Raw genomic sequence first — 17,517 nt, 5'->3', positions numbered from 1 at the left:
CCCGCAGCGCTGTCAGTAGCATGGGGAGCGAAAGGTGGCCGCCGGTGCTCAGCCCTGAGATGACTGCGATCCTGTGTGACCTGCACGACGTCGGGCTGCCTCTGGGCGCCAACTGTGCGTCGGTCCTCGGTATAGATCACCTTGTGGTCTCCCTGGCGGTCAATGACGGGCCAGGAAATGGACGACGCACTGGGCCTCGCCGCCGCCCTGGCGCTCCAGTCCCTGGGCGGGGCGGAAAAGCGCGTCGACGGCCGGGAAGACGTGCTGCCACAGGGCGAGTTGCACCGGGCCGTCGTCCACCAGGCCACCGGCATGCTCAGTGTCCAGCTCGCCCTCCCGCTCAGTGAGGCGCTGCTGCGGCTGCGCGCCTTTGCCTTCAGCCACGACAGGCCCATCACCGCTGCCGCCGAGGACGTGGTGTCCCGACGCCTTCGCCTGGACGACGACCGTTCTCGACCCGACCCACCCAAGGAGACGAGGGGATGACTCCCATGTCCCGTGAGCAGCAAGTATCCGATGTCTTCGTGCAGGTCGCAGATTCCCTGATCGACGACTTCGATGTCATCGAATTCCTCGACGGGTTGTGCGCCCACTGCGTCAGCCTGCTCGATGTCTCCGCAGCAGGCATCCTTCTCGCCAACGAGAAGGGACTGCTGCACACGGTCGCCGCCTCCGACGAGAACACACATCTGCTGGAGATCTTCGCCATACAGCACGACCAGGGTCCTTGCCTGGAGTGCTACCGGACCCGCGCCTCCCGCACCAACATCGACCTGCACGATCACACGGCCAACAGCAGCTGGCCCGCGTTCGCCGGCCAAGCCCGCAAGAGCGGCTTCAAGACCAGCCACGTCTTCCCGCTGCGGCTGCGCTCCCGCGCCGTAGGGGCGATGAATCTCTTCCACACCAGTCGGCAGACGCTGAGCGAGCAGGACGCCTCGCTCGCGCAGGCCCTGGCGGACGTCGCCAGCATCGCCCTGCTGCAGCAACGCGACCTCGGGCACGAGCAGATGGAGAAGAACCAACTGCAGCGAGCCCTGTCGAGCCGCATCGTCATCGAACAGGCCAAGGGCATCCTCGCCGAACGCTGGATGGTCAAACCCGACGCCGCCTACGGCGCCCTGCGCGCCTACGCCCGCGCCCGTCACCTGCGCATCTCTGACTGCGCCCGCCAGATCATCGACCAGCATTTGGACACCGATCAGATCCCGCGCCCGTAAGCGCTGTAAGCGGATCGTGACGCCCGACCGCGTCAGGCCGATCGGGGCTGTCGCAGCGGGCGACTTGCCTGGTGCAGGCTCTGGATCGCCTGCCTGTAGGAGGTGATGAGCGAGGTCTGAAGGTAGTCCACGCCCAGGTCGTCACAGTAGCGGTGGACCAGGAGTTGGGCCTTGCGCAGGTTCGGCGAAGGCATGCTGGGAAACAGGTGATGCTCGATCTGGTAGTTCAGTCCGCCCAGCACCACGTCGGTGAACCAGCCCCCGCGCACGTTGCGGGAGGTGAGGACCTGACGGCGCAGGAAGTCGGGCCGGTCGCCGCCGGTGAGCGTGGGCATGCCCTTGTGGTTGGGGGCGAAGATGGCGCCCAGATAGAGCCCGAACAGACACTGGTGCACGACGACGAACACCACTGCCTTTCCCGGCGAGAGGAGCAGGAACAAGGCTCCGAAGTACAGGAGGAAGTGTGCGGCCAGGAGCGTCCCCTCCAGCTTGCGCTGCTTCAGGGACCGGTCCGCCAGGGCGCGTATCCCCGCGAAGTGAAGGTTGAAGCCCTCCAAGCTCAGCAGAGGGAAGAACAGATAGGCCTGTGCCTTCCCGATCCGACGGGGCAGGCCGCGTGCCGCCCGGGCCTGCGCCTGAGTCCAGACCAGGATGTCGGGGGCCACATCGGGATCGAGTTCCTCGTGGTTGGGGTTCGCGTGGTGGCGCGAGTGCTTGTCCTGCCACCAGCCGTACCCCATGCCGATCCCCAGGTTGCCGACGAGACGCCCGATCAGCGCGCTGGACCGGGTCCTGCGGAACACCTGACGGTGGCCGACGTCGTGCGTGACGAGTGCGATCTGGCCGAAGACCAGAGCGAGGAAAGCCGCGACAACGAGCGTCCACCAGCTGTCACCGACGGACACCAAGGCCAGGCAGCCGCCCGCGAAAGCCGCGGCCACCAGGGCCATCCGCGCGCCGTAGTAGAGGGGGCGGCGGCGCATCAGCCCGGAGTCCTTGATCTCCTTCGCCAGGCGAGCGAAGTCACTGCCTCGTGCCGGCGTGTCCACGGCTGTATCGGCGCGCTGCGGCGCTTGCGTGCTCATCGGCGGTCCTGTCGTCGCACCGGGCACCGTTCTCGGCTCGGGCGGCGCCCCCTCCGTGGGCGCCCGTCGGAGCCTGAGGCGCAGTGCACCGTATGCCCGCGGGCCTGAGCGGGATCTCGCCCACGGTCCCGGTCCGGGCATGTATGAAGAGTCGTCGAAGTGCGGAGGGTGATCGGCATGATGCCTCTTTTCCCGCCACGGGCCCGATCACCGCGGGCAGACGTCAGGAGAGACCGTCGCACGAAGATCCGGGTCAGGCGGTAGCGATGTGAGCTGGCACGCGGCCGTGGCGACGTGTCGTACAGATCGGGCCCGCACAGTCGTGGCGCGTCGCTTCCGTCTGCCCGCGTCGCGCCGAGGTGCGGACGCCAGTACGTCTTCCCGGAATCCAGAAAGAGCAGCCAAGGGCTGGGGCATCCTGCTTTCAGACTACACAGCGACGCGTTTACATCACGTAAGGGAAGAGACGACGACGAGAACCGGCTCGGCCTCACAGGCGAGTTGAGCATCCGGTCTGGTCGGCGCCGTCCGGAAATACCCGGGCGGGCACCCCTCGGTCACCTGCGTTGCTCGCCGTTGCGGCGGTCCTGGCGCGTCCAGCTCCCTCGGCGCTGGCGTCGGTAGCGGCGGTCCCAGCGGTCCTGACGATCTCGGCGGTCCCGATAGTCGCGGTACTCGGAGTGACCGCCTCGCCCCCGTTCGCCCACACCACCACGCCCGTAGTGGACGGCTGCGAAGATCAGCACGGCTCCGGCCACCCACCACATGGGGTTGAGGAAGCCGAGGCCGAGCAGAGCAACAACGAGGATGACTGACAAGACGATCATGGGGCGCCTCCCGGGCGGAATGGATCATCGCTGCCGGGGACAGGGGCCTCGCTTCACAGCATAGCCTTGCCAGAGAGAAGGCGATACGCACTGGTGTCGCGTGTATCGCCATACTTGGACGGCTACTTGACAGTTTGTCAGGTTCTGACGCCGCAGCGTCACCACGTCCCGCTCTCAACCCCACGACGCTCTGCGGCCGTTGACAGGATGCTGGAGCAGGCGTTCACTGACGGCACGGCGTAGGACGGTGTCTCTTCCCTTCAGGCGAGGCACTTCACCTTCCCGTTTCGCCCGGACCCCGCGGAGCCAGGATCTCTCCGCGTTTCTGGAGGCTGGGCCGTCTTCATGTGAATTCTCCTTCTGCTGATCCTGTCGATCTCCGGCTTCGGCCTCACCATCCGGCAACCTGAAGCAGTCCGGCGACAAGGCCAAGAAGGCCTTCCGACGCTGACCCCAAAAGCGCTACGGGTGGTTCTCACCTCGGCTGGATACCACCCGGCAGGCGCCAACGAGACACCAGACAAAAGAAGTTGATGGGAATGAACCGCAGTCCCGCACCAGGCCGGAGCCGGAGAGGGCAGCCATGTTCATCATCGTGATCATCGCCGTGGCCGTCATCGCAGCCACTGCTGCCTTCCTCTACGTCAAACGCACGCGCAAGCCCGGAGGCGGTAGGCGCGGCCTGCAGAATCGTTTCGGACCCGAGTACCAACGCGCCATCACCGAGCACCACGACGACGTCCTGGCAGCCGAACGGGAACTCGGCGAACGCGTGAGGCGGTACGGCTCACTCCAGGAGAAGCCGCTGTCACCCGAGGACCGCCAGTACTACGTGGCTCAGTGGGCCGAAGTCCAAGAGCAGTTCGTCTCATCGCCGCAGAAGGCGGTCACCGAGGCCGACATGCTGTTGGCACGCCTTGCCAGGGACCGGGGCTACCCCGACGGGGAGCAGTTCGAGGAACGCGTCTCCGCACTCTCCGTCCACCACGGCCATTGCGTGCAGGGCTACCGCAGCACGCACGTCGCTGCCCGTGGCCACAGCAGCACCGAGGAGATGCGAGAGGCCATGATCGAGGCCCGCAGCCTCTTCGAAGCACTGGTGACGGCCCGGCCCGCCACCGACCAGCGCCACCAACAGACCGCCGACGGCCGCGGCCACTCGCCGCGGACATCCGGCAGGCGGCATGCCAAAGGAAGTGGGACATCATGACGTACGACCAGGAACGCACACAGGAACCCGCCAACCTGGGCCCGAAGTCCGCGAAACGGCGCGCCGCGCAAGCGGCTCCCGCCGAGCCGACCCGTCCGCCGCTCCAGTCCGGCGCCAGCACCGAAGCGGCTGGGCGGACCGGGAACCCGATGCTGATCCCGCAGGGTGACCGGGACAAAATGACCATGCGCCTCCAGCAGGCCCTCAACAGTTTCGTCGAAGACCCGCACGGGGCAGTCCGGGAAGCTGACGGCGTCTTCGACGAAGCAGCCACCCACCTGACCAACACCCTCACCGAACGACACCGCACCCTGCGCTCCGGATGGCAGGACATGGGCACCTCAGCGCAGACGGAGGAACTCCGGCTCGCGCTCAAGCAGTACCAGGAGCTCACCGAACGACTGCTGCGCATCTGAGCCACGTCGAGGCCGCGACACGTCCCGTCCGGGCAGGACGCGGGCCGAACGTGTCACGGCTCATCGTTCACCGACCGCCCCATCCCCTGTTGCCCGTCGCGCCCAGCCTTGCCGTCGAACACCGTTCAGCCCTGCCGGGTGCACGACCTGCGCCGGCCAACACCCGATCGCGTCGCTTCCCGCCGCGTATGAATCAACCCAGACCCCACTCCGTACCGCAACCGGCAGGAACTCTCATGGCCACCACTCTGCAGCCCTCGCTCCCCCCGCAACCCCTTCTCCGCCTGTGTCTCGCGTCCCCCGGCTCCCTGCCGCACGCCATCGACGGGGCGTGGTGGCCCTCCTCGTACGACCTGCTGACGGAACTGCCGCGGCTGCTTGCCGGGCTGCCGCAGGCCTGGGGTCACATCACCAGCGTCACGGTCAACGGGGCGACGTGGGCCGTGACACCCGGTCGGATGCTCGTGCTCAACCAGGTGGTGCGGCTACGCAGGTCCACCGCCGTGTCCGCGCCGGACACGATCTGCCTGCTCGCCCCCAACCGGGGGCGTTGGGACCTGCTGGTCGTAGCGCCCGACACTCCGCTGGACGCCGCCGAGTCCCTCATGGCCGCCGCCGCGGGTGTCCCCACCTGAGTGTGCGGCTTGCCCCGGACCCCGCCCGGCGGCCGGGGAGGCTGGAGGGCAGGAGGGCGACGCGATCGTCTCAGCGAGCCCTGCTCAGGTGCGCAGCAGTCGCTGTGTGATCTCTCGGTACGCCCTCATCGCGTGCCGGAGTTCGTTCGGCTGCGTTTCGGGGCCATGGCCCTGCCACCCCTCGTGGAGGGCACGCCGTTGTTCCGCAAGAGAGCTGGCGAGCTGGGCGGCGGCTTCGTCGAGGATGCTCTCCGCCTCTTCCAGCGACTCGAGCGGGCTGGCGGCGAAGTTGTTGAGGGCCTCTTGGAGTCGCAGGGCGAGCCGGTCTCGTTCGTCCGACGGGAGCAGCGGCTCCGGCCCCGGGGCGCGGCGTTCAGTGGAACCCCGGAGTTTGTCCGGCGGCAGCTGAGCTCGTGCCTGGTCGTACATCATCGTGGTCACTTTCCTGTGCGTCGTGTCGGCGGTACGGGAACGGACCGGCCGGGCCGGTGAGCGGTGGGTCGGTCAGGAACCCAGGTCGGCGAGAGGTTCGGAGTCGCCGATGAAGGCGCTAGCCACGTAGACAGGCGGCGGTAGTAGGGGCCAGCGTAGTCGCGTGGCGCGGAGAACACCCGCTGCCTTGCGATGTCCTGGCTTGCAACCGGCCTCCTGTGCCCTGTTCGATCCGCACGCGGGTGTGGCTCTGCCTGCGGAGAGCGCCGGACGGACCGGGGCCTTCCCGGTCCGTCCGGCGCTCGTTGACGAACCCGGCGCGGGCGGTGGCCGACGGGCCCATGGCCCGCCCCTAAGCAGCCGCCTGCACCGGCTTGTGCGCGAACTGCGTCCGGTACAGCTCCGCGTACCGGCCCTCCACCGTGAGCAGTTCCTCGTGCGTCCCGCGCTCCACGATCCGCCCGGCCTCGACGACGAGGATCTGGTCGGCGGACCGCACCGTCGAGAGCCGGTGCGCGATGACGATCGCGGTGCGGCCTTCGAGTGCCTCTGCGAGCGCTTCCTGGACCGCGGCCTCCGAGGTGTTGTCGAGGTGCGCGGTCGCCTCGTCGAGGATGACCACCCGCTGCTGGGCGAGCAACAGCCGGGCGATGGTCATGCGCTGGCGCTCGCCGCCGGAGAGGCGGTAGCCACGCTCGCCGACCACGGTGTCGAGGCCGTCGGGCAGGGAGCGTACGAGGTCTTCGAGGCGGGCCCTGCGCAGGACGTCCCACAGGTCGTCCTCGGTGGCATCGGGGCGGGCGAGCAGCAGGTTGGCGCGGACCGACTCGTGGAAGAGGTGGCCGTCCTGCGTGACCATGCCGAGCGTCCGGCGCATCGAGGCCGCGGAGAGGTCGCGGACGTCGACCCCGCCGATGCGCACCGCCCCGCCGTCCGTGTCGTACAGGCGGGGAAGCAGTTGCGCGATGGTCGACTTGCCCGCGCCGGACGAGCCGACGAGCGCGACGGTCTGGCCCGGCTCGGCGCGGAAGGAGAGGCCGTGCAGGACTTCTTCGCCGCCCCGGGTGTCGAGGGACGCGACCTCTTCGAGGGAGGCCAGGGAGACCTTGTCGGCGGACGGGTAGCCGAAGCGGACGTCGTCGAACTCCACCGCCACCGGGCCCTCGGGGACCTCACGGGCGTCCGGCTTCTCGTCGATCAGCGGCTTCAGGTCGAGGACCTCGAAGACCCGCTCGAAGCTGACGAGCGCGCTCATGACCTCGACCCGCGCTCCCGCCAAGGAGGTCAGCGGCGCGTAGAGGCGGGTCAGGAGCAGGGCCAGGGAGACGATCGCGCCCGCCTCCAGGCTGCCGTTCAGGGCGAAGTAGCCGCCGAGGCCGTAGACGAGGGCCAACGCGAGGGCGGAGACCAGGGTGAGCGCAGTGATGAAGGTGGACTGCGCCATGGCCGTGCGGACACCGATGTCCCGCACCCGCCGGGCCCGCGTGGCGAACTCCTCCGACTCGGCGCCGGGGCGCCCGAAGAGCTTGATGAGGGTGGCGCCCGGAGCGGAGAAGCGCTCGGTCATGCGCGTGCCCATGGCCGCGTTGTGGTGTGCGGCCTCGCGCTGGAGCTTCGCCATCCGGGAGCCCATGCGGCGGGCGGGCACGATGAAGACGGGGAGCAGGATGAGCGCGAGGAGGGTGATCTGCCAGGAGAGCTTCATCATCACGGCCAGGGTCAGAAGCAGCGTGACCACATTGCCGACGACTCCGGAGAGCGTGTTGCTGAACGCGCGCTGGGCGCCGATCACGTCATTGTTCAGGCGGCTGACGAGTGCGCCGGTGCGGGTGCGGGTGAAGAAGGCGACGGGCATGCGCTGTACGTGGTCGAAGACGGCCGTCCGCAGGTCGAGGATCAGCCCCTCCCCCAGGTTCGCCGACAGCCAGCGGCCGAGCAGTCCGAAGGCGGCCTCGGCGACGGCGATCGCGGCGATGAGCAGGGCGTAGCGGACGACCAGCGAGGAATCGCCGTCCTTGACGATCACGTCCACGACGCTGCCGGCGAGCACGGGGGTCGCCACCGCCAGCAGCGCGGTGATGATGCTCAGGAGGACGAAGTAGACGATGCGGCGCTTGTGCGGACGGGCGAAGGTCCCGATGCGGCGCAAGGTGGCGCGGGCGAAGGGACGGCGGTCCTGCTCGGCGTGCATGACGCTCTGCAGCTGGGTCCAGGCTGTCGTTTCCATGCTCATGAAGAGAACGTAGAACCTCAAGTTTCCTTGAGGTCAAGCATGGCGAGCGAGACACCCGAATGAGGCCTCCTGACGAGCCTCCCGCGCGTCCCTGCCGCATCCCTTGACCCGTGTGTAACAGGAACGTACTTTCGCTTCAACTCTTGTGGCCATCACAGAGGTTGTCGACTTCCTGACGCGAGAAGGCGAACACATGCGTGAGCTACGAAGGCGTACTCTGCTGTCCGCGATCGGCGGCACGGCCGTCGCGGGAGGCGGCTTCACCGCCGCCGGCACCGGGATCGCCCAGGCCGCGCCACGACGACCGAGTTCCATGAGCCCTACGAGTCCCACGAGGCCTCTCGACCCGAAGATCAAGAAGCTGCTCGACCGTATGACCGTCGAGGAAAAGCTGGGTCAGCTGCAACAGCTCCCCTGGTCGGTCAGCACGGGCCCCGGGGGCAGCGAGACCAAGGACGTCGAGGATGCCGCGCGCGCCGGACGGCTCGGCTCGGTCCTGAACATCTTCGGCGCCAAGAGCAGCAACGCCCTGCAGCGCATCGCGGTGGAGGAGTCCCGGCTCGGCATTCCGCTGCTCTTCGGCCTCGACGTCATCCATGGCCTGTGGACCACGTTCCCGATCCCCCTCGCCCAGGCGTCGAGCTTCGATCCGGAGGTCGCGAGGCGGGACGCCGAGGTGTCGGCGAAGGAGTCCCGCTCGAACGGCGTGCACTGGACGTTCTCGCCGATGATGGACGTCACGCACGAGCCGCGCTGGGGCCGGATCGCCGAGGGCTGCGGCGAGGACCCGTACCTCACGACGGCGTTCGCGGTGGCCAAGGTCGAGGGCTATCAGGGCGCGAAGGGTTCAGGACTCGACGCCGAGGACCGGGTCGCCGCCTGCGCCAAACACTTCGTCGCGTACGGCGGCGCCGAGGGCGGCCGGGACTACAACACGGTCGACGTCTCGGAGTCGCGCCTTCGCAACCACTATTTGCCGCCGTTCAAGGCCGCGTTGGACGCGGGTGTGGCCACGGTGATGGCGTCCTTCAACACCATCAGCGGTGTGCCGGCCCACGGCAACTCCCACATGCTCACCGACGTACTGAGCAAGGAGTGGGGCTTCGACGGCTTCGTCGTCAGCGACTGGAACGGCGTCGACGAACTCGTCGCGCACGGCTTCGCCGAGGACGGCGCCGACGCGGCGCGCCTCGCGCTGAACGCCGGCGTCGACATGGAGATGGCCAGCACGGACCTGGCCGAGCACGGCAAGAAGCTGCTGCGCGGCGGCAGGATCAGCGAGCGGCGCCTCGACGAAGCGGTCACGCGGATCCTGCGTCTGAAGTTCGCGCTCGGGCTCTTCGACCGTCCTTACGTCGACGAGGGCGCCGCCATCGGCAAACCGTCCGCCGAGGCCCGCCGGGCGGCCCGCGAGACCGCCGCCCGTTCGATGGTGCTCCTGAAGAACGAGGGCAAGGCGCTGCCGCTCAAGAAGTCCGTCGGGTCGATCGCGGTCGTCGGCCCGTTCGGCGACTCCGACGACCTGCTCGGCACGTGGACGTTCCCCGGCGCGGCGAAGAAGTACCTCTCGGGAAAGGTCCTCGCCGCGGTGAAGGCCGCGGCTCCGCGGGCCAAGGTGACGTACGCGAAGGGCGTGGACGCCGAGGGCGAGCACACCGGCGGTATCCCGGCGGCGGTCTCCGCGGCCAGGAAGGCGGACGTCACCGTCGTCGTGGTCGGCGAGCCTCCGGCGATGAGCGGCGAGGCCGCCGCGCGCGGCGACATCAGCCTGCCGGGCGGCCAGGAGAAGCTGATCGAGGCGATCGCCGGAACGGGCAAGCCGTTCGTGGTCGTCCTGGTCAACGGCCGCCCGCTGACCGTCGGCGGCTGGCTGAAGTCGGCACCGGCCGTCCTTGAGGCCTGGCACCCGGGACTTGAGGCGGGCAACGCGATCGCCGACGTGCTGTTCGGCGAGGTCAACCCGGGCGGCAAGCTGCCGGTGTCGTTCCCGCGGACGGTCGGCCAGATTCCCGTGCACTACAACCACGAGTCGACGGGCCGCCCGTACAACGCGGACAACAAATACACGTCCAAGTACCTCGATCTGCCCCCGACCCCGCAGTTCGCCTTCGGCCACGGGCTCTCCTACACGTCCTTCGAGCTCGGCGAGCCGAAGCTGAGCCGCGACCGCGTGCCGGCGCGGGCGCTGCGCGAGGGCGACACCCTGGAAGTCTCGGTCACCGTCCGCAACACGGGTGAGCGTACGGGCGACGAGGTCGTCCAGCTGTACGTCCACGACATCGCGGCGAGCATCGCGCAGCCGGTGCGCAAGCTGCGCGGCTTCCGCAGGGTGACGCTGAAGGCGGGCAGATCGACGACTGTCCGCTTCCAACTCGGCGCCGGGGACCTCGGGTTCTGGACGAACGCGCCGGACGGTGAGTTCCGGGTCGAGGAGGGCGCCGTGGACCTCTACGTCGGCACCAGCTCGGAGGCCGAGGCGAAGAAGAGGCTGACGATCACGTAGCGACTGCGGAGGGAGGGAGCCGGACCCCGTGGAGGGCCCGGCTCGTCGCGGGTCAGCCAAGTCAGATGAATCAGCCGAGTTCGAGCGTGGTGACGCCGAAGACCCGCTCCCCTGCCATCTCCCGCACCGGCCCGGTGTACATACGGGCGGTCGGGAACGTGGGCTTCATGCCGCGGGCCTCGGCGAGGGCGACGGCGTGCGGCTGGGTCTCGGGGACGTCGATGACCACGGGCGTGTCGTCCACCTCGGCCGTCAGCGCGTCGAACAGCTCCTCCGCGTCGGCACGCGTGTCCGCGAACAGCGGCCCGATGCGCAAGGCGCCGTGGGCCGGGCGCAGCACGCCGTACCCGGTGATCGTGCCGTCGACGATCCGGGCGAGGGCGCGATGCCCGGGAGCGGTCAGCCAGGACTCCAGGAAGCGCGGGCGGTCCGCGGGGTAACTCGCGGCGTCGTACGCGGTGATCGCCCGCAGGCCGGCGGCCTCGACCGGCAGGACGCGTGCGGGGCGCGGGCCTCCTCCGGGCAGGGAGCCCACGTACCGGAGGGTTCGGTGGGCGAGCTCGAAGCCCGAACGGCGGTAGTTGTCCTGCTGGGCGACCACGCCGTCGAGGCCGACGGTGCGCTTCCCCGCGTGGGCGAGCGCCGCCCGCCAGGTGGCGAGGCCGTAACCGCGTCCTCGCTGGTCCGGGCGTACGAGGTAGAAGCCGAGGAAGGCGTACAGCTCGTCGTAGTTCACGACCGAGATCGCGGAGACCGGTTCACCGTCCATGCGGCCGATGAAGAATCCGTCGGGGTCCTGCGCGAAGAAGGAGGGGCCGTCCCGCAGGCCCGGATTCCAGCCCTCGTCCGCGGCCCACCCGCTGACGACCTGCCAGTCGTCGAGCGTCGCCCGCGAGACGGTGAGCCGCCCAGGGACCGAATCTGTCATCGCTGCACCCTTCATGAAACGGAGGGGACCACCCCTCGCACCGGATCCATCCTTCCCGACTCCTCACCCCGATACCCGAGTCATAAGCGCTCCTTTCAGGGGTGCTTGGGTCCGGTATCGAGATGATTTGAGCCCGATATCCGCTGTGGAGGCATTTCCCGGCGGGGCCCTGGGAGGGTGGTCAGGGGGTGCGCGGCCAACTGTCCGGCCATTTCCGACCTTTCCTCACCTAGCCGCCATAAAGGGCCACTTGTGGTTATGGAGCAACCCCGAAGACGATCGGCGCCGAATGCCATCACGGCAGCCGCGAAAGACCGTTCTTCAGGAGGTTCCAGTGAACGACCGGCTCGCACTCGGTCCCGATGCCGCACGGCAACTGGCGACGACCACCAAGACCACCCCCCAGATGCGCGGCATCACCCCGCGCTATCTCCTGCGCGCCCTGCCCTGGGTGGACGTCGAGTCGGGCACCTACCGGGTGAACCGGCGCAGGACGTTCGTGCTCGGCGACGACCGCGTCACCACGTACGAGGAGAGCGGCTCGCAGCGTGTCGTGCCGGGTGACTTACGCGAGATCGCCTATCTCCGTGACGCCGACGACGCGCTGCTCGCGGAGCTGGCGGGCGCCTTCACCGAGGTCACCTTCGAGGCCGGGCAGGTGCTCGCCCAGGAGGGCGACCCCGCCGACCGGCTGTGGGTGGTCGTGCACGGCAGGGCCGAGAAGCGGATGACCGGGCGGTACGGCGAGGACGCGCTGCTCGAAGTCATCGGCGACGGCCAGTTCTTCGACCTGGGCGCGTGGACCCGGAGCGAGGAGATGCCCTACCGCGTCAAGGCGCTCACCCCAGGCGTGGCGCTCTGCGCGGACCGCACCGCCCTTGCGCGGCTCGCCGACCGGGACGAGGCTCTGGGCGGCGCGATCACCGCGTACTGCGACGGGGACACCATGACGCCCGGCGCCGAGGTGCCGGTGGATCTGACCGCCGGACATGTCGGCGAGCCTGATCTGCCGGGGACGTTCGTCGACTACGAGGACGCGCCTCGCGAGTACCACATGACGCTCGCGCAAACGGTGCTCCGCGTGCACACCCGGGTCGCCGACCTCTACAACGGGCCCATCGACCAGACCCGCGCCCAGTCCAACCTGACCGTCGCGGCGCTGCGGGAACGGCAGGAGGCCTCGCTCCTGAACCACCCCGAGCACGGCCTGTTCCACAACGTCTCCGCCGGGCAGCGGGTCCAGGCACGCACGGGCGCCCCGACGCCCGACGACCTGGACGAGCTCCTGACGCGCGTCTGGAAGCAGCCCGGCTTTTTCCTCGCCCACCCCAGGGCCATCGCCGCCTTCGGCCGCGAATGCACGCGGCGTGGCGTGCCCCCGGTGACGGACACCCGTTACGGCAGTCCGCTCCTGACCTGGCGCGGTGTTCCGCTGCTCCCGTCGGACAAGGTGCGCTTCTCGGGCGGCATGGGCGCCGGTCTCGGCACCACCGAGATCCTGCTGATGCGGACGGGCGAGGCCGAGCAGGGCGTGGTGGGGCTGCGGCCTTCCGGCGTCCCTGACGAGGTCGAACCGGGCCTGTCCATGCGGAACATGGGCGTCGACCAGAAGGGCATCACGTCGTACCTGATGACGGCGTACTTCAACACCGCGGTCCTGGTCGAGGACGCCATCGCCGTCCTGCAGAACGTCGAGGTGTCCAACTACCATGACTATTCCTGACGTCACGGCGCGAGGGGCAGGCATAGCACCGGGGCTGCCGGCCGGCGTCCCGGGGCTGCCGACGAGTGACCCCGGCGCGGGCTCGCTCCCGCAGCTGCAACCCCCGGGGTTCTCGCCCGAGGCGGCCCGCCAGGACATCCCGATCCTGCACCGCACCGTCAACGGCCACCCCCTCGTCTGGCTCGACAACGGCGCCACCACGCAGAAACCACGCCAGGTCATCGAGGCGCTCGGCGCCTTCTACGGCACCGCGAACTCCAACATCCACCGCGGCGCGCACACCATGGCGCGCGAGGCGACCCAGCTGTACGAGGCGGGGCGGGCCGCGGTCGCCGGGTTCCTCGGGGCCGGTTCGCCGGACGACATCGTCTTCGTGCGCGGCACGACCGAGGCGATCAATCTGGTCGCCCAGAGCTGGGGGCGGGCCAACCTCGGGCCCGGGGACGACATCCTGGTGGCCACCCTGGAACACCACTCCGACATCGTGCCGTGGCAGTTGATCGCGAAGGAGACCAGGGCCCGGGTCGTCCCGATCCCCCTGACCCCCGAGGGCGCGATCGACCAGGACGCCTACGCCGACCTCCTCTCGTCCCGCACCCAGCTCGTCGCCGTCAGCCACGCGTCGAACGTCCTCGGCACCGTCCCGCCCGTGAAGGAGATGACCGCGCTCGCACACCGCTACGGCGCCAAGGTCCTGGTGGACGGGGCACAAGCCGTCGCGCACTTCCCGGTCGACGTGCGGGATCTGGACGCCGACTTCTACGCCTTCTCGGGGCACAAGCTCTTCGCCCCGACCGGCATCGGCGTGCTCTACGCCAAACCGGAGATCCTGGAGTCCATGCGGCCGTGGCAGGGCGGCGGCAACATGATCGACTCGGTCGACTTCACGCGGACGACGTTCGCGCCGGTCCCGCACCTCCTGGAAGCCGGCACGGGCCATATCTCGGGCGTCGTCGGGCTCCTTGCCGCGCTGAACTGGTTCACGTCCTTCGACCGGGACGCCGTCGCCGCGTACGAGACCGCGCTCATGACGTACGCGCAGCAAGCCCTGGCCACGGTGCCAGGGCTGGAGGTCCTTGGTTCGGCGCCCGAACGGATCGCGGTCCTCACGTTCACTCTGGCGGGCCATGATCCGGCAGGCATCGCGGACTGGCTCGACCGCGACGGGATCGCCGTCCGCGCGGGCCACCACTGCGCCCAGCCCGCGCTCGCCCACTACGGCCTGGAGTCGGCCGCCCGCGCCTCGCTCGCGCTCTACAACACGTCAGAGGAGGTGGACCAGCTGGTGGCGTCCTTGCGACGGCTGCAAGCGGCCTAAGGATTTCAAGCGGCTCGGGGTCAGAAGGGACCTGGCGTCGGGGTGTCCGGTTTCCGTCGGGGCGTGGTCGGATAGGCGGCGTACATCGACTGAGCTTCTGGAGGCCAGGATGTTCGTCCCGTTCGGGGCCCTTGATTTTCTGGACCGCGCCACGGCCGTCTACGGGGACCGGGTCGGCATCGTCGACGAACCCGATCAGCCGGCCGAGCCCTGGGACGGGCTCACCTACCGGCGCGTGGGTGAGCTGGCGCGGGCCCAGGCCGCAGGGCTCGACGCGCTCGGGGTGCCGCACGGCGCACGGGTGGCGGTGGTCTCGCCCAACAGCGCCCGGCTGCTGACGTCGTTCTTCGGCGTCAGCGGCCACGGCCGGGTCCTCGTGCCGGTCAACTTCCGCCTGTCGGCCGAAGAAGTGGGCTACATCGTCGGTCAGTCGGGCGCGAGCGTCCTGCTGGTCGACCCCGAGCTGGAGGACCGCCTCTCGGGGGTGACCTGCAAGCACCGCTACACGCTGGGGGCGGACACCGACAAGCAGCTGTACCGCTTCGACACCGAGCCCGAGCCCTGGCAGCACGACGAGAACGCCACCGCGACCATCAACTTCACCAGCGGAACGACCGCGCGCCCCAAGGGCGTTCAGATCACGCACCGCAACATCTGGGTGAACGCCCTGACGTTCGCGCTGCACGCCGGGGTCACGGACCGGGACGTCTATCTGCACACCCTGCCGATGTTCCACGCGAACGGCTGGGGCATGCCGTTCGCGATGGCCGGCATGGGCGCGCGCCAGATCGTGCTGCGCAAGGTGGACGGCGCGGAGATCCTGCGCCGGGTGGCCGAGCACGGCGTCACGGTGATGTGCGCGGCGCCCGCCGTGGTCAACGCGGTCCTTGCCGCGGCGCGGACGTGGGAGGGGGAGATCCCGGGGCGGGACCGGGTGCGCATCATCGTCGCGGGGGCTCCGCCGCCCACCAAGACGGTCGAGCAGGTCGAATCGGAGCTCGGCTGGGAGTTCATCCAGATCTACGGGCTCACCGAGACCTCACCCCTGCTCACCATCAACCGCACCCGTGCCGAGTGGGACGGCCTCACCTCGCAGCAGCGCGCGGAGAAACTGGTCCAGGCCGGGGCGCCCGCACTGGGCGTCACGCTGCGCACGTCGGAGGACGGCGAGGTCCTCGCCCGCTCGAACGTGATCCTGGAGGGCTACTGGGAGCAGCCGGAGGAGACCGCGAAGGCGCTGGAGGGCGGCTGGTTCCACACGGGCGACGGCGGGACGATCGGCGCGGACGGCCATCTGACGATCAGCGACCGCAAGAAGGACGTCATCATCACCGGCGGTGAGAACGTCTCCTCGATCGAGGTGGAGGACGTCCTGTTCAGCCATGCCGCGGTCGCCGAGGTCGCGGTCATCGGGGTGCCGGACGAAAAGTGGGGCGAGACCATCAAGGCCCTGGTCGTCCTCGCCCCCGGCGCGCAGGCCACCGAGGAGGAGCTCATCCGGCACTGCAAGGAGCACCTCGCCGGGTTCAAGGCGCCGACCTCGGTGGAGTTCCGCGGGGAGCTGGCCCGCACGGCCACCGGGAAACTCCAGAAGTACAAGTTGCGCGGGCCCTATTGGGAGGGCCGCGAGCGCGGCGTCAACTGACCTCGGTACTCCGGCCGCACAGCACTCCTGCTCCGCGGCCCTACCAGTCGGCGCTCGCGTTCGTCTCGCAGAGCTCGAAGACGGCCTCCCCGGTCTCCGGATCGGACCCGGCCACGGGCCGCACGCGCGCGCCGACCCATACGAGGTGCGGCGAGGCACCGACCACACGGCAGCGGAACACGAACCCCTCGGGAAAGCGGACCAGGGACTCGTTGCGTGCGGTGCCGGTGTAGCGGTTGACCACGCTGGACTGGACGACGACGCCCTCGCCGTCGCTCCGCTCGGACTCCAGATCACTGGAGGCGCACACCGGACACAGCATGCGCCGGAAGGACGCGGTGCCGCACCATCGGCAGCGCTGGTAGATCATGCCGGTTCGCTCGTGCTCTGTCGGCGCGATGCTCAATTCCTGCTGGGACACGTCTCGACCCCCTGCATTGACCTGCACTCGGCTCGGATGCGCCGCGCTCGGCGTCGACGCATCCGCACCATATGGCACTGAGTGCCAATCGGTAAAGGTACTGAGTGCTACTCAGTCGGATTCCTGACCGAGGGCCGACTCGACGCGCTGGACCACCCGCCACATGGGGGCACGCTTGGAGACCACCATGACGACGACCTCGTCTTCGGCACCGTCAGCCGCTTCGTCCTCGCCGGTGGCGCCGCTCCCCCACCCGTCCCGTACGAGTTCGAGCGCGTGGTCCACCGCCGCCTCGGCGTCACCGTCGCCGCCCGAACGCAGCCAGGAGCGCAGGGCGTTGTTGTGCGCGGCGACCACGGCGGCGGCGATCACCTCGGCACGCAATGAGCCGTCTTCGGCGTCGGCGTAACGGCCGCGGAGGTAGCCGGCCATGGTGCGTTCGTAGCGGCGCACCACGGAGAGTTCGTAGGTACGGAGGCCGGGGACCTCCTGTGTGAGGCGGTAGCGCTGCACGGAGAACTCGGGGTTCGTGGCGTACATCCGCAGCACGATCCGGGCCGCGTCGCACACGGCGTCCACCGGATCGGCGTCGTCGGCCGCTTCGAGGAAGGCCGTCATGTCGGCCAGGCAGCTCTCGTGGTCGGGGAAGACCGCGTCCTCTTTGGACGGGAAGTACCGGAAGAAGGAGCGGCGCCCGACCCCGGCCCGCGCCACGATGTCGTCCACCGTGGTCTGCTCGAAGCCCCGCTCCAGGAACAGCTGGAACGCCGCCTTGGCGAGCACCTCCCGCATGGGGGCCTTCTTCGCTGGTCCGCGCGCCTCAGTCATGCGGGGAACGTAGCATCGTGAGGGCCTGTCTGGCACTACGTACCTTTACAGGGGGTACTGAGTGCCATACCGTCGTCATAACGAACACACCCA

General features: G+C 69.3%; 16 protein-coding genes. 9 read left to right on the top strand and 7 right to left on the bottom strand.

Features of this window, described 5'->3' with window-relative positions:
* The first annotated feature begins 177 nt into the window (after positions 1-177).
* Together ACZ5U5_RS11785 and ACZ5U5_RS11780 are read left to right on the top strand one after the other, a co-directional pair.
* Positions 178-486: an ANTAR domain-containing protein gene (locus tag ACZ5U5_RS11785; protein ID WP_469019635.1), complete on the top strand. Its 309-nt coding sequence runs from the start codon at positions 178-180 to the stop codon at positions 484-486.
* Entirely contained in the window at positions 483-1,220 is a 738-nt protein-coding gene (locus tag ACZ5U5_RS11780) for an ANTAR domain-containing protein (protein ID WP_469019633.1), read from the top strand. Before ACZ5U5_RS11785 ends, ACZ5U5_RS11780 begins: the two co-directional genes overlap by 4 nt.
* 32 nt (positions 1,221-1,252) lie before the next feature.
* Here ACZ5U5_RS11780 and ACZ5U5_RS11775 read toward each other — a convergent pair whose 3' ends face one another.
* Positions 1,253-2,305 (bottom strand): fatty acid desaturase family protein, encoded by a 1,053-nt coding sequence (locus ACZ5U5_RS11775; RefSeq protein ID WP_469019630.1) that lies wholly within the window; start codon positions 2,303-2,305, stop codon positions 1,253-1,255.
* Positions 2,306-2,862: 557 nt separating this feature from the next.
* Entirely contained in the window at positions 2,863-3,132 is a 270-nt protein-coding gene (locus ACZ5U5_RS11770) for a hypothetical protein (RefSeq protein WP_469019629.1), read from the bottom strand.
* Positions 3,133-3,715: 583 nt separating this feature from the next.
* Here ACZ5U5_RS11770 and ACZ5U5_RS11765 point away from each other — a divergent pair.
* From ACZ5U5_RS11765 to ACZ5U5_RS11755, 3 genes are all read left to right on the top strand, one after another.
* Positions 3,716-4,342: a hypothetical protein gene (locus ACZ5U5_RS11765; protein ID WP_469019628.1), complete on the top strand. Its 627-nt coding sequence runs from the start codon at positions 3,716-3,718 to the stop codon at positions 4,340-4,342.
* Entirely contained in the window at positions 4,339-4,758 is a 420-nt protein-coding gene (locus ACZ5U5_RS11760; RefSeq protein ID WP_469019626.1) for a hypothetical protein, read from the top strand. The genes ACZ5U5_RS11765 and ACZ5U5_RS11760 overlap by 4 nt, the downstream gene beginning before the upstream one ends.
* Before the next feature lie 236 nt (positions 4,759-4,994).
* Positions 4,995-5,393, top strand: coding sequence for a DUF5994 family protein (locus tag ACZ5U5_RS11755; RefSeq protein WP_469019623.1), 399 nt, complete (start codon positions 4,995-4,997; stop codon positions 5,391-5,393).
* A gap of 84 nt (positions 5,394-5,477) precedes the next feature.
* Here ACZ5U5_RS11755 and ACZ5U5_RS11750 read toward each other — a convergent pair whose 3' ends face one another.
* Positions 5,478-5,825, bottom strand: coding sequence for a hypothetical protein (locus tag ACZ5U5_RS11750; RefSeq protein ID WP_469020814.1), 348 nt, complete (start codon positions 5,823-5,825; stop codon positions 5,478-5,480).
* A gap of 352 nt (positions 5,826-6,177) precedes the next feature.
* Complete coding sequence (locus tag ACZ5U5_RS11745) at positions 6,178-8,052, bottom strand: ABC transporter ATP-binding protein (protein ID WP_469020812.1); 1,875 nt, start codon at positions 8,050-8,052, stop codon at positions 6,178-6,180.
* 319 nt (positions 8,053-8,371) lie between these two features.
* Here ACZ5U5_RS11745 and bglX point away from each other — a divergent pair, with 319 nt between their 5' ends.
* Positions 8,372-10,561: a beta-glucosidase BglX gene (gene bglX, locus ACZ5U5_RS11740; protein ID WP_469020809.1), complete on the top strand. Its 2,190-nt coding sequence runs from the start codon at positions 8,372-8,374 to the stop codon at positions 10,559-10,561.
* Positions 10,562-10,631: 70 nt separating this feature from the next.
* On the opposite strand, the gene ACZ5U5_RS11735 is transcribed toward bglX, so the two are convergent.
* Entirely contained in the window at positions 10,632-11,489 is an 858-nt protein-coding gene (locus tag ACZ5U5_RS11735; RefSeq protein ID WP_469019622.1) for a GNAT family N-acetyltransferase, read from the bottom strand.
* Between the two features lie 334 nt (positions 11,490-11,823).
* On the opposite strand from ACZ5U5_RS11735, the gene ACZ5U5_RS11730 reads away from it, so the two are divergent.
* From ACZ5U5_RS11730 to ACZ5U5_RS11720, 3 genes are all read left to right on the top strand, one after another.
* Complete coding sequence (locus tag ACZ5U5_RS11730; protein WP_469019620.1) at positions 11,824-13,212, top strand: family 2B encapsulin nanocompartment shell protein; 1,389 nt, start codon at positions 11,824-11,826, stop codon at positions 13,210-13,212.
* Complete coding sequence (locus ACZ5U5_RS11725; RefSeq protein ID WP_469019617.1) at positions 13,199-14,530, top strand: SufS family cysteine desulfurase; 1,332 nt, start codon at positions 13,199-13,201, stop codon at positions 14,528-14,530. The genes ACZ5U5_RS11730 and ACZ5U5_RS11725 overlap by 14 nt, the downstream gene beginning before the upstream one ends.
* A 109-nt stretch (positions 14,531-14,639) precedes the next feature.
* Positions 14,640-16,175: an AMP-binding protein gene (locus tag ACZ5U5_RS11720; protein WP_469019616.1), complete on the top strand. Its 1,536-nt coding sequence runs from the start codon at positions 14,640-14,642 to the stop codon at positions 16,173-16,175.
* A gap of 40 nt (positions 16,176-16,215) precedes the next feature.
* Here the strand turns inward: ACZ5U5_RS11720 and ACZ5U5_RS11715 are convergent, their stop codons facing one another.
* Positions 16,216-16,545, bottom strand: a complete 330-nt coding sequence (locus ACZ5U5_RS11715; RefSeq protein ID WP_365816256.1) for a Zn-ribbon domain-containing OB-fold protein — start codon at positions 16,543-16,545, stop codon at positions 16,216-16,218.
* 162 nt (positions 16,546-16,707) lie between these two features.
* A complete protein-coding gene (locus ACZ5U5_RS11710) occupies positions 16,708-17,424 on the bottom strand; it encodes a TetR family transcriptional regulator (protein WP_469019615.1) in 717 nt (238 codons plus the stop codon).
* Positions 17,425-17,517 lie beyond the last annotated feature (93 nt).

Source organism: Streptomyces sp. NPDC033177 (assembly GCF_055577715.1).
The sequence above is the reverse complement of the archived record's forward strand: the minus strand, read 5'-3'. Positions and strand labels throughout refer to the sequence as shown.

What these genes read in the sequence shown, in the direction of transcription:
- ACZ5U5_RS11785 (WP_469019635.1), top strand. Translation starts at nt 178, where the DNA reads ATGGACGACGCACTGGGCCTCGCCGCCGCCCTGGCGCTCCAGTCCCTG.
- ACZ5U5_RS11780 (WP_469019633.1), top strand. Translation starts at nt 483, where the DNA reads ATGACTCCCATGTCCCGTGAGCAGCAAGTATCCGATGTCTTCGTGCAG.
- ACZ5U5_RS11775 (WP_469019630.1), bottom strand. Translation starts at nt 2,305, where the DNA reads ATGAGCACGCAAGCGCCGCAGCGCGCCGATACAGCCGTGGACACGCCG.
- ACZ5U5_RS11770 (WP_469019629.1), bottom strand. Translation starts at nt 3,132, where the DNA reads ATGATCGTCTTGTCAGTCATCCTCGTTGTTGCTCTGCTCGGCCTCGGC.
- ACZ5U5_RS11765 (WP_469019628.1), top strand. Translation starts at nt 3,716, where the DNA reads ATGTTCATCATCGTGATCATCGCCGTGGCCGTCATCGCAGCCACTGCT.
- ACZ5U5_RS11760 (WP_469019626.1), top strand. Translation starts at nt 4,339, where the DNA reads ATGACGTACGACCAGGAACGCACACAGGAACCCGCCAACCTGGGCCCG.
- ACZ5U5_RS11755 (WP_469019623.1), top strand. Translation starts at nt 4,995, where the DNA reads ATGGCCACCACTCTGCAGCCCTCGCTCCCCCCGCAACCCCTTCTCCGC.
- ACZ5U5_RS11750 (WP_469020814.1), bottom strand. Translation starts at nt 5,825, where the DNA reads ATGATGTACGACCAGGCACGAGCTCAGCTGCCGCCGGACAAACTCCGG.
- ACZ5U5_RS11745 (WP_469020812.1), bottom strand. Translation starts at nt 8,052, where the DNA reads ATGGAAACGACAGCCTGGACCCAGCTGCAGAGCGTCATGCACGCCGAG.
- bglX (WP_469020809.1), top strand. Translation starts at nt 8,372, where the DNA reads ATGAGCCCTACGAGTCCCACGAGGCCTCTCGACCCGAAGATCAAGAAG.
- ACZ5U5_RS11735 (WP_469019622.1), bottom strand. Translation starts at nt 11,489, where the DNA reads ATGACAGATTCGGTCCCTGGGCGGCTCACCGTCTCGCGGGCGACGCTC.
- ACZ5U5_RS11725 (WP_469019617.1), top strand. Translation starts at nt 13,199, where the DNA reads ATGACTATTCCTGACGTCACGGCGCGAGGGGCAGGCATAGCACCGGGG.
- ACZ5U5_RS11720 (WP_469019616.1), top strand. Translation starts at nt 14,640, where the DNA reads ATGTTCGTCCCGTTCGGGGCCCTTGATTTTCTGGACCGCGCCACGGCC.
- ACZ5U5_RS11715 (WP_365816256.1), bottom strand. Translation starts at nt 16,545, where the DNA reads ATGATCTACCAGCGCTGCCGATGGTGCGGCACCGCGTCCTTCCGGCGC.
- ACZ5U5_RS11710 (WP_469019615.1), bottom strand. Translation starts at nt 17,424, where the DNA reads ATGACTGAGGCGCGCGGACCAGCGAAGAAGGCCCCCATGCGGGAGGTG.